Below are 13,560 nucleotides of genomic sequence, written 5' to 3'. Positions count from 1 at the left end.
GCTTGTTTCTGTCGTTTTGTGATTAACCCAATTTCACTTAATACCTTGTTCTATTTGAAGGAGCAAATATCACGCTAACGGCGTTACAAATTTCTCATGTACAACCTTTACCTAAGGTATAAGTTCGCCAATTTTCGCCTCGCCTATTTAGATGTAGGTGCCTCAGCGATAGCAGGACGCGGGAGCGATGTTATCGACACTATTTTCTCGCCTTAAAATAGAACACTTAATTAAGCAAATTGGTATGAGTGAGAATAGATGGCTGCATCAGTGTGCGCAGGACTTGCTGATTTTTTCTTTTTTCACCAGCGCTTGAAGCGTGGTTTGAACGCCAGGTCGGCTTTCGTTTGTTGTGCCATTGCTGCGACCGCTGTCAACCGCACTGTCTGCGGCTGAGGTTGGCTATAGCTGAAGAAGCCATCGACCTGCTTACTGGTGTTGCCGTTGTTGCCAATGGCTTTGAGTAGCGCTGCGGTTGATCAGGACATAGGTGGTTAGATCTCCCTGTTTGTTTAAATTCCCACACCAGAGCGCATTCAATCGCATAATCCGTGTATAAAACACACAAAATCATTTACATACATTCCGGTATGTATATAATTTAAACCTTCCTTAGGGTATGTAAAGTGAGAGTGAATGTGAAATCCTATCTAGTTATTGCAACCACAGTCATGAGTCTGTGGTTCGTTCAACCTGTTTATGCAGAGGCCCTATCGGATGCCTATGCCGTTGAAGTCAGTCCGGTGAACAAGCAAATGGTGAGAGACTGGGCATTTGCCGAGGGGATTGCGCAGGGGATCCGCCGTGAATACCTGAACTTTGAAAGTGGCGGTAAAGTGGTGTTTCTGGCGGATGATCACAGTGGTAACCGTTTGCGTCCCGGCAGTTTTGTTAGCGGCCCCAAGGCAGGCGAACGCTTTGGTCAGCTGCTTGCCCGGGTTGACGAGCGCACTGGTGCGGAGGCGGTAAAAGGGTATGAGGCGTCATTACGTAGTGCCATATTAGGCATTGAACAGGCTCAGGCACAGTTGCATCAGGCACAAAATAATCATCACCTGGCACAGACGAATTTTCAGCGTGCCGAATCTATGTGGACGCGTCAGCTCATTTCTAAAGAGCGCTATGAGGCGGCAAAAACCGATCTGCTTAACACTCAGCAGTCGATGAATAATGCGTCAGCGGCACTGGCTGCTGCCCGGAGTCAGAAATTGGCTGCACAGGCCCAGCTGAATCAGGGTAAGGTAAATCTGGAGAAAACCGGTATTTTTGCGCCGTTTGATGGCCAGCTCAGAGCAGTCAACATTCGCCAGGGAGATTATTGGGCCGGTCCGGCGGCCGCTATGTCAGACAAAGAGCGTGAAATGCATGCGGCCATGGTGGTGATAGACACCAGTCAATACGAAGTGACGCTCAACGTTCCTTATTACGCGGCGGATAAACTGGCTGAGGGACAAACTGTGTACCTGAGCTGGAGCAATGAGAAGCTGCTAAATGCCGCACGTAGTGGGTTTACCACACGAGATATTGGTCTTGGCAAAATCTTTTCGGTGAGTCCGAGTATCAGCCTGAATAAGCGCGCCGTTGAGGTTAAAGTGCATACTTTCCAGGGCGCTGATACGCTTAAAGATGGTATGCACGTGAGTGCCTGGATAAACGTTGCAGAAAAGCCGCTGGCATTGAGTGTGCCTCATCAGGCAGTGATGATGCGTAATAACCAGCCCTTTGTGTATGTAGTCAATCAAGAAAATAAGGCGCAATTGACTGCAATTGAAACGGGTATTGAAGACCTTTATCGGGTTGAAGTTGTGGCCGGCCTGACTGCGGGTCAGCGTGTGGTGGTGAATGGTGAGCATTTGTTAGTGCATGGCAGTCAGGTACGCATTGTCGGAGCGGCTCATGATTAAGGGAAGACTGGCGTATAAGTTGTTTGTCGACAAAGTCATCTCGACGCTGTTGCTAGCGATTTTACTGGTGGGCGGGATACTGGCTTATTCCGGTATGCTGAAAGAAAATTACCCGGACCTGGAAATACCTCAGGCTATTATCACAGTGGAATGGCCAGGGGCTGCCGCCGAGCAGGTTGAGAAGGAAGTAACCAAGCCGCTGGAAGATGCGCTCAATGGTTTGCAGGGGCTGAAGAAGCTGCAAAGTGGTTCGCAGTTTTCTTACGCTGTGATTGCGGTGGAATTTAAGTCTGACGAACCGATGAGCGAGGCGATGCAGCGCCTCAGAGCCAAAGTGGATGAAGGGAAGGCGGAGTTTCCCGGTGCGGTGAAAACCCCGTTGATCGAACAGGTATCGGTGAATGATACGCCGGTTATAGAATTTATGCTGTATGGCTCGCTGGACGATACGGGCTTTAGTCAGGTGGTTAAAACCATTGAGAAGCGCCTGGAGGCCATGTCCGGGGTGAAAAAGGTTGATAAGGGCGGCTACCGTGAAACTGTGGTGCATGTGCGCATGCTACCTGACAGGTTAAGGTCGTTGAAAATATCGCCTAACCTGGTTCGTCAGCGCATTGAAGAGGCTAACCTGGATACTAGCTGGGGTGAATATGACGATGGTAATCGTATTCACCGTCTTTATCTTGCGGGTCGTTTTGATGACATCAAAACGTTGCAACAGCTGCCCGTAGCAAGACTTAGTGATAACCGTTTAGTGCGTCTGGAAGAGGTTGCACTGGTCTACAAAGGGCTGGATAAAGTCAAAAGTGAAACCTACTTTTCCGAATTGGGTGAGCCGTTCACGCAGGGGGTGTCACTGGGAGTGAAGAAGCGCCCGGGCGTCGACACCATCACTCTGATCAATGAAGTGAAAACAGCCATGGCTGACTATCAGACACAGGGGTTCTGGCCGGATGGTCTGAAGGTGCAGATCATCAGTGATGAAAGCGCGCTGATTGATGAGTCGTTTGCCAATGTCTTCGGTAATATCTGGCAGGCTATGCTGGCTGTGTTCATTATTCTGATGGTGTTACTCACCTGGCGGGAAGCATTGATCGCGGGCGCAGCCATCCCACTTACGTTTCTTGGTGCGCTGATGATCCTGGGTCTATTCGGTTATACCCTCAATACCATGATGATCATTGGTATGGTTTTGGCACTGGGCATGCTGGTCGATGTGTTTATTCTGGTGATGGAAGGCATGCATGACAATTTGTATAGTAAACGATTGCGTTTTCAGGACGCGGCGCTGGCAACTGTTAAAACCTATGCCATGCCGGCGTTTTCAGGTCAGCTGACCACCATTCTGGCAATGGCCCCGATGATGGCGATTGGCGGCGTGGATGGTAAATTTATCCGGCTCATTCCCATTACCGCTGTATTGTGCCTGGTGCTGAGTTACCTGATAGCCTTTTTGATCTGTATTCCTCTTTCGCAGTATCTGTTACGTAATGCCAAAGAGACGCAGATGAGTACCGTTGACACATTGACTCAGGTTGCCGGACAGGCATTACAGCGCTGGCTAGGTCGGTTTGCCCTGCGCAGCCGTCGTCAGGCTGGTGCCTGGGTCGCAGGGAGCATGCTCGTCTGGGTAATATCGATTGGCTTGATGAGCACTTTGCCTTCACTGCTTTACCCCAAAGGGGATGGCCGAAATTTGGCGATCACAATTGAGCTGGGGCCGAATGCAACGCTTGCCCAAAGTCGCGCGGTGGCCGAACGTGCAGGAGAATACCTCGCTACCAGGCCATATTTCGAAAACGTGACTATGTACGTAGGTAAAAAGAGCCCCCGGGCAATCAGTTCTATCAGTGATCAACTGTTGCTCAATGAAAACCCTAATCTGGTCGGCTTTTCAGCCTTGTTTGTACCAAAGCATGCGCGCGAGCAGTTAGCCTATGAGTATGTGCCTGAACTCAGAGCTGGCCTCAACGAGGCACTGGCAGATGTGGCGGGGGTCACTGTCTTGTTTACGCCGGAGGTGGGTGGTTCGAGCAATGATGATCCATTGCAAATTGTACTCAGTGGCCCGGATATGGCGCAATTGTCAGCCTATGCCAGTGAGCTTCAGCTGCAACTGGCAACCATTAATGGGGTGACAGATGTGCGTAACAACCTGGGGGCCTGGCAAAGTCAGGTTAGGTTGACGGCTGATAGGGAAGCGCTTAATTTTCATGGTATTACGGAGCAAGACTTTGCCAGTCAACTGCGCCTCGCGACGGAGGCCGATGAGTACGGTAAGTTTAAACTGGCAGGGACCGAAGATGACCTGAAAATCCGGCTTAGCACCTATTGGGAAAGTCGCGATGAAGATATAGGCGGACCAAAATCACATGCTGAGATCAACCTGATCAGCCTGTTCACACCCAGTGGAGAGCTGGTACCGGGCGGCAACCTGGTAGAGTATGAGATTGATGCGGTGCCGCCACTGTATACTCATGCACAGACCCAACGTGCCATCACCATCAAAGCTAAGGTGGACGGCATCACTGTGGGGGAAGTGATCTCACAGCTTGAACCACAGCTAAGTGCCTGGCAGCAAAACTGGCCAGAGGGGTATCACTATAATTACGCAGGAGAAGCTGAAAATGCAGAGGAAACCTATGGCTCTGCCGGGATTGTGTTTGTACTGGCGATCATGATGGTGTTTGCAGTCCTGACCCTGGCGTTGGGTTCATTTAAACAGCCTCTGGTGGTGCTATTTACCATTCCATTGGCGTTGATAGGTACCTTTACCGGATTCTGGGTGTTTCAAATTCCCTTTTCTTTCCCGGCGATGATAGGGTTGATAGCTTTGGTGGGTATTGTGGTCAACAACGCGATAGTGATGCTCGACACCATCAATGGCCATATCAAAGCGGGTGTGGTACTGCGCGAGGCCTGTGCACGTGGTGCAGCGGAACGTCTGAGGCCTATCATTGGTACTAGCATCACCACCATAGTCGGGTTAGTGCCACTGGGATTAAGCGACCCAACCTGGTTCCCGTTGTGCTTCGCGATTATCTTTGGCTTACTGGCATCGACGCTGGTGGCAATGATTGTCATACCGGCAATGTACATGCTAGTCTCGCGACCAGTAACCGAAAAGCCTGCTCAACACTATGTTGGAACAAACTGATGCCCAGAAGAACCAAAGAAGAAGCCGAACAGACGCGGTTGGCGCTGATCAAATCGGCGCTACAATTATTCAGTGAAAAAGGGGTCGCGCATACCACCCTGATGGACATTTCCAAGGCCGCAGGCGTTACCAAAGGGGCGTTTTACTGGCATTTCAAAAATAAGTTGGAAGTGTTGGAGGCCATTACTCAGGAATATGCCTTGCCACTGGATGAGGCGGCCCAGCAAAAGCTAGAAACCCTGACACCCAGCCCGGCGAACCTGATTGATGCAATCGCCTTTTATTTTGAGACACTGGAACAATCAGAAGCACTGATTGCCTTTCAGGAAGTCATTTTGTTTAAGTGTGAATATACTGATGAGTTCAGTGCATTGCTTAAACGGGACAAGGATGATTTAGAGAAAGCACGAGATACTTTCGCGGCTTTTATTGGCGATATGGATGAGGCGCACTGGCTTGGCCCGAGAGGCAACGCGCAGCATATAGAAGCGGTGAGTCAGGCATTGCTTAATGCTTTAGTCGGGGCGTTGTTTCATTGGTTGACAACCCGTCAGGGAATACTGTCCCAGACAGTGACTCAGACCGTCCGGCTGATTTTACGCGGTGGCGGGCTAAAAGTGGAATAAAGGCAGACAGGTGTCCGCCTTTTTTAGCTGGGTTCAGCCACTGCCTTGTGCGCTGAACCCCATTCATATCAATAAATTGGTATAAATTACCAAATCTTCTCTACAAATTCAGGGTGGTCCACAAACGGATTGCGGTTGCCCTGGAATTGATAGGCACCGTCATTGCGGGCTCGTTCCAGTGCATCAACTGGATCTGCCAGGTGCCAGCGTTTGAGCATAGTGACAACCCAGCTTTCAAATACCTGATCACTGCTGCCATTGAGCACGGCATCTCCATTCGTGGAGTAGCTTTGCCAGCTGGCAATGCGGTCCTGGTAGCGGGTCGCCATATAGAAGTAGGCGCGGGCAAAGTCTCCCTTAAACGCGTCGATTGGTTCAAACACGGTGCCACTGTAACCGATGCCAGAACCATTCCCTACTTTACTGCCATTACTGGAGATATACGTACTGCTGCCGACCTCGCCAAATGGAAAGCTGCTGCGACGATTGTTCACGTAGCCATCAGACGCAAAGATATGATGAATGTCCGAGTTCATTGGCTCAATCTTGCCACCAAACCAGCTTTTCGGGAACGAATGTTCACGGTTGTAGCAGTCGCCTTCCGTGCGGGCGGTACCACATTGATCGCTCACCGCTGTAAACTCGTGGCTGTCGGTGCCGGTTGGTTTTTCTGAGTAACGGTCCAGTACAGTACCATTGTTCTCGAAGTAGCGGTCACGCTCGTATTGATCGATGAACGACCAGATAGCGCTATAGCCCTGATTGTTATGGCTGGCAATGATATTATGAAGTGCTGTTTTAAGCGCATAACCGCTTAACCCTGCTGCGGCACTATAGTAACCAGTCGGGGAATCACCACCGCCGTCGCCACCTCCATTGTCCGTGCCCAGCGTGAAGCTGTGCGAAGCCGAAGAAGTAAACTGGCTACCCGACGCCAGCGTCCCGGATGGGCCTGTCAGGCTATATGAACCGTTTCCATAACTGCAACAAATGCCGTCACCATAGCTGTCAGATATCGTAAAAGTGTATGAACCATCTGTTAAACATACCGCTTCACTGTAGTTCTGGCTGGCCCCGTAATTTTGACCACTGGCCACAGTCGCGTTCGACGCGTTCTTAATGACCCAGCTGGTTTCTTCGCCATACCTGTCTGTGGTCAGGCTGAAAGTGAGCGCGTGATCCTGGCAGCTTCCTCCGGCTGGCGGTGGTGTGGTTGCAGCACCACTGGGCTGAAAGTTATCGACATAGACGGTTTCGTTGCCGTCAAACCCGCTGACATCGTAAAAACGCAGGCCCACGGTGATTTGGCCATTGCTGGTGGCCGTATAATCGTGGCGCAGTTGTTGCCATTGGTTTAATTGCTGTGGGTCTGAATAATTGTGATAACCGTCGGCTACCAGGCGAGCTCTGACACCGCCTTCAGTATGATACACCCAGGTACTGAAGGTGTAAGTCTTACCGGCCTCTACGGATACTGATTGTGTCAGATCCGTATTCCCCTGCGTTGTGGTGAGCACACTGACGGCGGCTGCTGTCTGTCCGCTTTGAACGCGATTTTGTTCGGTAGTCAAAGAGATACCCGAGTCAATGGTGGTCCAGTTGCTGGGCTTACCCAGCTGCCATTGTTCGAAATCTCCATTATTTACCTGTCCCCATGTCATGGTACTGAGCAAGCCTAAGGCACTGCCCACCAGACGCTTTGTCAGGCACGAAGCCTGTTTTTTTGTAATCATTTTATTATTCCCGTGTTCTATTTTGTACTTATCATTGTTGTTTGGTTGTAAAAAACCGAGTGGGAGTTTAAAGGATTTTTGTTACATTGTCGTTAACTTATGTATTGTGTAAATCGGTACAATGATTTTTAATCTGTTTTATTTGGAGTTTTTGAATATCCATAACCAAATGGAATAACAAAGCAGATACTGTTCTTTTTGTCGCGCGGTGAGTTGCGTATCCTGCATGCTAAGAAAATGACCGAATTGCATCTATGTGCGCGGGTGGAACCGCCGGGGCAATTCGGCGGGGCAAGCTATATAAGGGTTATGGGGAAACAATCATCATGTTGTTAAGTCAACTCAGTGCCGCGGCCAGTCCGCTGACACAAGAACAACTGCAAAAATTACAGGGGTTAGTGGCGGAGCTTAATCCGATCCAGCAAGCCTGGGTCAGTGGTTATCTGGCTGCCAATGCCAACACCGCCGCGCTTGCGGGGAGTTTAGGACAGACGCCTGCGGCGGTTTCTGAAGCGGCGCCTTTGACCATTTTATATGGCTCTCAGACGGGCAATGCCAAAGGCGTTGCGGCGCAGTTAGAGAGTGCAGCAAAGGCACGTGGCCTGCAAACCAAGCTGGTTAATATGGCTGACTACAAACCTTCAGCCCTGAAGAAAGAACAGTTTATTGCCGTTGCGGTGTCCACTTATGGTGAGGGTGAACCACCCGAAGATGCTGAGACGTTGCATGCCTTTTTGGCAGGTAAAAAAGCCCCGAAACTGGATGATGTTAAAGTCGCAGTACTGGGTCTGGGCGATTCAAGCTATGAGTTCTTCTGTCAGACTGCCATTGATTTTGAAGAGCGCCTGCAAAAACTGGGTGCCGAGTCTGTCGTTGCACGTGCTGATTTAGATGTCGATTATGAAGATCAGGCAACAGCCTGGATTGACAGTGCCCTGGATGCGTTTGAGCCTGCGCTGAAAGCACAACAGGCGGATGCGGGTGCTAATGTGGTCGCTATGCCACTGGCAACGGCCGGTGCCCATGCCAGCCAATACACTAAGCAGAATCCGTTCAGCGCAGAAATCTCGGTGGTACAAAAGATCACTGGTCGTGATTCAACCAAAGATGTACGCCATGTAGAAATTTCACTGGAAGGGTCTGACATTGCGTATCAGCCAGGTGATTCAATGGGCGTTTTCTTCCTTAACGATGAGCAACGTGTCGACGAAGTTATTGCCTTGCTTGCGCTGGAAGGGGACAGTGAAGTCACACTGGGTACTGAGACGCTAACACTGCGCACTGCGTTGATTGAAAAACTGGAACTGACGCAGTCTTACCCTGGCTTTGTCGAAAAATATGCGGCTGCAACAAGTAATGAAGAATTGGGTGCACTGGTGAGCGACAAAGCGGCGCTGCGCGAGTACATCGAAGCGCGCCAGATTTTCGATATCATCAAACAACAGCCAGGTACGCTGAGTGCACAGGCACTCGTGGACAGCTGTCGTAAGATCCAGCCACGCTTGTACTCCATTGCATCGAGCCAGGCTGAAGTCGAGGAAGAAGTGCACCTGACCGTAGGGTTGGTGGAATTTGACGCTTTTGGTGAAACTCATCAGGGCGGTTGCTCTGGTTACCTGGCGCATCGCGTTGAGGAAGGCACGCAAATTAAAGTGTTCAGCGAGCATAACGACAACTTCCGTTTACCAGCAGACGACAACACACCGGTGATCATGGTAGGCCCTGGTACTGGTATCGCACCATTCCGTGCTTTCCTGCAAGAGCGTGAAGCGCGTGATGCAGAGGGTGATAACTGGTTGTTCTTCGGTAACCCGCACTTTACCCAGGACTTCCTGTATCAGGTTGAATTACAAAAGTACGTGAAATCGGGCGTGCTAAATCGCATTGATCTGGCCTTTAGTCGTGATCAGGCGGACAAAATCTACGTTCAGGACCGTTTACGTGAGAAGGGTCAGGACGTATACACATGGTTGCAAAATGGTGCGCATTTTTATGTATGTGGAGACGCCAGCCGTATGGCCAAGGACGTTCATCAGGCATTAGTGGACATCGTTAAGCAGTATGCAGGTAAGAGCGACGAGGAAGCTGAAGAGTATCTCAAAGAGCTACGCAGCGCGGGTCGCTATCAAAAAGACGTGTACTAATCCTGCGGGATTAGTCTGTACACACCGTCACAGTGTAAGAATTTAGGAATAAAGATGAGCAATAGCGATTACAAACCCAACAGTAAGCTCGACCCAAACGCCAAACTGTCTGATAACGAGCGTTTGAAAACTCAGAGCAACCTGCTGCGCGGCACCATTAAAACCGATCTGGGCGATCAGCTGACTGGTGGATTTACTGCCGACAACTTCCAGTTGATCCGTTTCCACGGCATGTATCAGCAGGATGACCGCGATATCCGTGCTGAACGTATCAAACAGAAGCTTGAGCCAATGCACAACGTGATGCTGCGTGCGCGGATGCCGGGCGGGATCATCAAGCCGCATCAGTGGCTGGCGATAGACAAATTTGCGGAAGAAAAAACCGAGTATGGCAGCATTCGTCTGACCACGCGTCAGACCTTCCAGTTCCACGGTGTACTTAAGCCACACATTAAAGAAATGCACCTGACGCTGAACGATGTGGGCATCGACTCCATCGCCACTGCGGGTGACGTAAACCGTAACGTACTGTGTACCACCAACCCGGTTGAGTCTGAACTGCACCAGGAAGCCTATGAATGGGCGGCACGTATTTCTGAGCATTTGCTGCCAAAGACCCGTGCCTACGCCGAGATCTGGCTCAACGGTGAAAAGCAGGAAACCACCGAAGAAGAGCCGGTACTAGGTAGCACTTACTTACCGCGTAAGTTCAAAACCACAGTGACTATTCCACCGAATAACGAAGTGGATGTGCACGCCAACGACCTGAACTTTGTGGCCATTGCCGAAGACGGTAAGCTGGTCGGCTTCAACGTCCTGGTGGGCGGCGGATTGGCCATGACCCATGGTGACGTAAATACCTATCCACGTAAGGCGGATGACTTTGGCTTTATCAGCCTGGACGACACCCTGGCGGTAGCCGAACACGTGGTTGGTGTACAGCGTGACTGGGGTAACCGTGCGAATCGCAAGAATGCGAAAACCAAATATACGCTGGATACCTTTGGTACAGATACGTTTAAAGCGGAAGTAGAAAAACGTGCCGGTGTGACCTTTGCACCGAGTCGTCCGTATGAATTCACCCACCGTGGCGACCGCATTGGCTGGGTAGAAGGCATTGATGGTAAGCACCACCTGACGGTCTTTATTCAAAGCGGCCGGATCCTGGACTATCCAGATAAGCCTCTGAAGACTGGTTGTCGCAAGATTGCCGAGATCCACCAGGGGGATTTCCGCATGACAGCAAACCAAAACTTGATCATTGCAGGTGTACCGGCAGAGCAAAAAGCGGAAATTGAACAACTGGCACGCGAACATGGCCTGATCGATGAGGCGCATACGGAGCAGCGCAAGAACTCAATGGCCTGTGTCTCATTGCCGACTTGTCCGCTAGCGATGGCGGAAGCAGAGCGTTACCTGCCTGACCTGATTGAAAAAACCGAAGCGATCCTGGCGAAGCATGAAATTGCTGATGATGACATCATTTTACGTGTTGTCGGTTGTCCAAACGGCTGTGGCCGCGCCATGCTGGCAGAAATTGGCTTTGTGGGTAAAGGACCGGGTAAGTACAACGTGTATCTGGGTGGTAACCGTGCCGGTACACGGATCCCGAAATTGTATTTAGAAAACGTCGGTGAAGACGTATACCTGCCGGCGCTGGATGAGCTGATTGGTCAATGGGCCAAAGAGCGTCAGCCGGATGAGTGTTTTGGTGACTTTGTGATCCGTAAGGAAATTGTGGCGGAAGTGAAGGTATCTAAAACCGACTTCCATGCATAATGAAGTGGGCGCTCAGCGCCCCTGACCACGGCTTTTAGCGGTGGAGGAATACTGGGAATGAGTAATGAGTGACTTTAAACAAATCCTGACGTTGGATAAGGCTTCACAACAGGCTTTATTGAATGATGCCAATGGCATGCTGGCACAAAAAAGTGTTGAAGAACGCGTGATCTGGGCACTGGAAAACTTGCCAGATAACCCGATTTTATCGTCCAGCTTTGGGATCCAGGCAGCGGTGATGCTGCACTTAGTAACCCGTCAGCGTCCGGATATTCCGGTGGTTCTGACCGATACCGGCTATTTGTTCCCGGAAACGTATCGCTTTATTGATGAACTGACGGAACAACTGCAGTTGAATCTGAAAGTGTACCGCGCAGCGCAGGGGCCGGCCTGGCAGGAAGCCAAATATGGCAAGCTGTGGGAGCAGGGTGAAGACGGCATTAAGCGCTATAACACGCTGAACAAGGTAGAACCGATGACTCGTGCTCTGAATGAGTTACAGGCCGGGACCTGGTTTAGTGGTTTACGTCGACAGCAATCTTCAACCCGCGCGGACAAGCAGATCTTAGAGATCAGCCGTGGCACGGTGAAAGTGTACCCTATCATCGACTGGCACAACCGTGATGTGTATCAGTACCTAACTAAACACGGTTTGTCTTACCACCCTTTATGGGATGAGGGCTATGTGTCTATGGGCGATGTCCATACCACCCGTAAACTTGAGCCGGGTATGAGTGAAGAAGATACGCGTTTCTTTGGTCTGAATCGGGAGTGTGGCTTGCACATTGATGGCGACGGCATTTGATAACGCATTGCCAGATAGCATAGACAAACAGCGGACTTTGCCACTTAGCTCAGTCCGCTTTTTTGTCACTATTGAATCACAAAAGCTACACTGTGATTCATGAAGGAAATGAGCAGGTAAATGAGATGCGCCCAATATACTGTCTGGTTGGTCTGTTGTGGTGGCTGGCTTCGGGAAGCGTCAGTGCTCAGTCACTGAATGGGGCTGACTTGCCGGTATTGCGTGTCGCTTTGCCCTATAACGCGTTTCCACCGTTTGTCACCGGTGACCCAGCCCGTCCAGGTGTGTTACCTGAGCTGCTGGCACACTTTACTCCAGATGGGCAGCCGGTTCAGGTAGCGTATATCCCGGAAGAGCGGTCGAAAAAGCTGATCAGTCATGATCAAATTCAAGTACGGATGGAGTCTGAATCCTGGTACCGGGGGAATACGCCCATGTGTTGGAGTCAGGGCCTATATTGGGTAGAGGATGTATTAGTCACACATCAGGGGGCCACTGTGCCCGAGCAGGGTTATCAGGGGTTCATTATGCTTGGCCGGTTTGGTTACACCTACCCGACCGTTGAGCAGGCTCTGACACGGGGACTGTTGCAACAAAAGTTATTTTATTCAGAGCGAGAGATGCTGGCTGCGCTGGCGTCGCCAGTGAAAGAAGATCGTCGCTTTGCTTTGATGAGCTTACCTGCTATTCGCTGGTTGCAATTGAGTAATCCAAAATTTATCAGCGCGCTCAAGATACATAAAGTGGTGGATACCGCGCCTTTGCAATTGCAATTTAATCACTCCAAACAGGGGCTACGTGGCTGTGCACAATTTCGTGATTTCTTTGTGCGTTTTCGTCACTCTACCGAATATCACTCTATACTGTTAAAGTATGGCCTCGATATAAAAGGAGTGCCGCAATGAAGTACGCAAGTTATCTGTTAATTATGGTGATGCTGGTCGGCGTGGCGTCACTGTTTGTCCTCAAGCGTCCTGATGGACGTACCTGGTTGAGCCTGGATGATATTCTGGGCAAAGCACAAACCCAGGCTCAGCACATGCTCGATGAGTCAAAGCAACAATTAGACAAAGCCGTAGATATGGTGAGCAGCTCAGATGCGCAGGCACCACAGAAGCAGCCTGGCAAAATCTATAAATGGCAGGACGCACAAGGCAACTGGCACTATTCAGATCGACCGAATGCCCGTGGACAAAGTGAAGAAATGACTTTAGACCCCAGCAAAATAACCATTATGGCAGCTGAAAACACCGACATTCTTAAACAGCTTAAGGTGCAGCAAGATGCCGGCCGCATTCCCAAAGATCTGCCAGCGAACATGAGCCCGGCCGACATCAAAAAGTTGGTGCAGGACGCGCAGAACATCGAAAAATTGATGCAGGAGCGCAGTAAAAAGCTGGAGGAACTATAGC

Annotated in this window: 9 protein-coding genes; 8 read left to right on the top strand and 1 reads right to left on the bottom strand. The window is 50.4% G+C overall.

Annotated features, from left to right (window positions below):
- Positions 1-638: 638 nt before the first annotated feature.
- The 3 genes from MHN31_RS13715 to MHN31_RS24245 are packed head-to-tail and all read left to right on the top strand — an operon-like array spanning position 639 to position 5,687.
- Complete coding sequence (locus tag MHN31_RS13715) at positions 639-1,904, top strand: efflux RND transporter periplasmic adaptor subunit (protein WP_138537296.1); 1,266 nt, start codon at positions 639-641, stop codon at positions 1,902-1,904.
- On the top strand, positions 1,897-5,061 hold the full coding sequence (locus MHN31_RS13710) for an efflux RND transporter permease subunit (protein ID WP_239444505.1): 3,165 nt from the start codon (positions 1,897-1,899) through the stop codon (positions 5,059-5,061). The genes MHN31_RS13715 and MHN31_RS13710 overlap by 8 nt, the downstream gene beginning before the upstream one ends.
- Positions 5,061-5,687: a TetR family transcriptional regulator gene (locus MHN31_RS24245; RefSeq protein ID WP_275446805.1), complete on the top strand. Its 627-nt coding sequence runs from the start codon at positions 5,061-5,063 to the stop codon at positions 5,685-5,687. Before MHN31_RS13710 ends, MHN31_RS24245 begins: the two co-directional genes overlap by 1 nt.
- 86 nt (positions 5,688-5,773) lie before the next feature.
- On the opposite strand, the gene MHN31_RS13700 is transcribed toward MHN31_RS24245, so the two are convergent.
- Complete coding sequence (locus MHN31_RS13700) at positions 5,774-7,348, bottom strand: endonuclease (protein WP_239444526.1); 1,575 nt, start codon at positions 7,346-7,348, stop codon at positions 5,774-5,776.
- 398 nt (positions 7,349-7,746) lie between these two features.
- On the opposite strand from MHN31_RS13700, the gene MHN31_RS13695 reads away from it, so the two are divergent.
- From MHN31_RS13695 to MHN31_RS13675, 5 genes are all read left to right on the top strand, one after another.
- Positions 7,747-9,564 (top strand): assimilatory sulfite reductase (NADPH) flavoprotein subunit, encoded by a 1,818-nt coding sequence (locus MHN31_RS13695; protein WP_239444504.1) that lies wholly within the window; start codon positions 7,747-7,749, stop codon positions 9,562-9,564.
- Between the two features lie 54 nt (positions 9,565-9,618).
- Positions 9,619-11,343, top strand: coding sequence for an assimilatory sulfite reductase (NADPH) hemoprotein subunit (gene cysI, locus MHN31_RS13690; RefSeq protein WP_138537304.1), 1,725 nt, complete (start codon positions 9,619-9,621; stop codon positions 11,341-11,343).
- Between the two features lie 64 nt (positions 11,344-11,407).
- Positions 11,408-12,148 carry a phosphoadenylyl-sulfate reductase gene (locus MHN31_RS13685; RefSeq protein WP_239444503.1) on the top strand — a complete coding sequence of 247 codons (741 nt, stop codon included), beginning with the start codon at positions 11,408-11,410 and terminating at the stop codon, positions 12,146-12,148.
- A 125-nt stretch (positions 12,149-12,273) separates the two neighbouring features.
- Complete coding sequence (locus tag MHN31_RS13680; RefSeq protein ID WP_239444502.1) at positions 12,274-13,053, top strand: amino acid ABC transporter substrate-binding protein; 780 nt, start codon at positions 12,274-12,276, stop codon at positions 13,051-13,053.
- Positions 13,050-13,559 carry a DUF4124 domain-containing protein gene (locus tag MHN31_RS13675; RefSeq protein ID WP_010383800.1) on the top strand — a complete coding sequence of 170 codons (510 nt, stop codon included), beginning with the start codon at positions 13,050-13,052 and terminating at the stop codon, positions 13,557-13,559. Before MHN31_RS13680 ends, MHN31_RS13675 begins: the two co-directional genes overlap by 4 nt.
- Position 13,560 lies beyond the last annotated feature (1 nt).

It is taken from the genome of Pseudoalteromonas sp. McH1-42, from assembly GCF_022347845.1.
Lineage (GTDB): Bacteria > Pseudomonadota > Gammaproteobacteria > Enterobacterales > Alteromonadaceae > Pseudoalteromonas > Pseudoalteromonas rubra_D.
The sequence above is the reverse complement of the archived record's forward strand: the minus strand, read 5'-3'. Positions and strand labels throughout refer to the sequence as shown.

Excerpts from the sequence above, each read along its gene's own strand:
- MHN31_RS13710 (WP_239444505.1), top strand. The coding sequence starts at position 1,897 with ATGATTAAGGGAAGACTGGCGTATAAGTTGTTTGTCGACAAAGTCATC.
- MHN31_RS24245 (WP_275446805.1), top strand. The coding sequence starts at position 5,061 with ATGCCCAGAAGAACCAAAGAAGAAGCCGAACAGACGCGGTTGGCGCTG.
- MHN31_RS13700 (WP_239444526.1), bottom strand. The coding sequence starts at position 7,348 with ATGACATGGGGACAGGTAAATAATGGAGATTTCGAACAATGGCAGCTG.
- MHN31_RS13695 (WP_239444504.1), top strand. The coding sequence starts at position 7,747 with ATGTTGTTAAGTCAACTCAGTGCCGCGGCCAGTCCGCTGACACAAGAA.
- cysI (WP_138537304.1), top strand. The coding sequence starts at position 9,619 with ATGAGCAATAGCGATTACAAACCCAACAGTAAGCTCGACCCAAACGCC.
- MHN31_RS13685 (WP_239444503.1), top strand. The coding sequence starts at position 11,408 with ATGAGTGACTTTAAACAAATCCTGACGTTGGATAAGGCTTCACAACAG.
- MHN31_RS13680 (WP_239444502.1), top strand. The coding sequence starts at position 12,274 with ATGCGCCCAATATACTGTCTGGTTGGTCTGTTGTGGTGGCTGGCTTCG.
- MHN31_RS13675 (WP_010383800.1), top strand. The coding sequence starts at position 13,050 with ATGAAGTACGCAAGTTATCTGTTAATTATGGTGATGCTGGTCGGCGTG.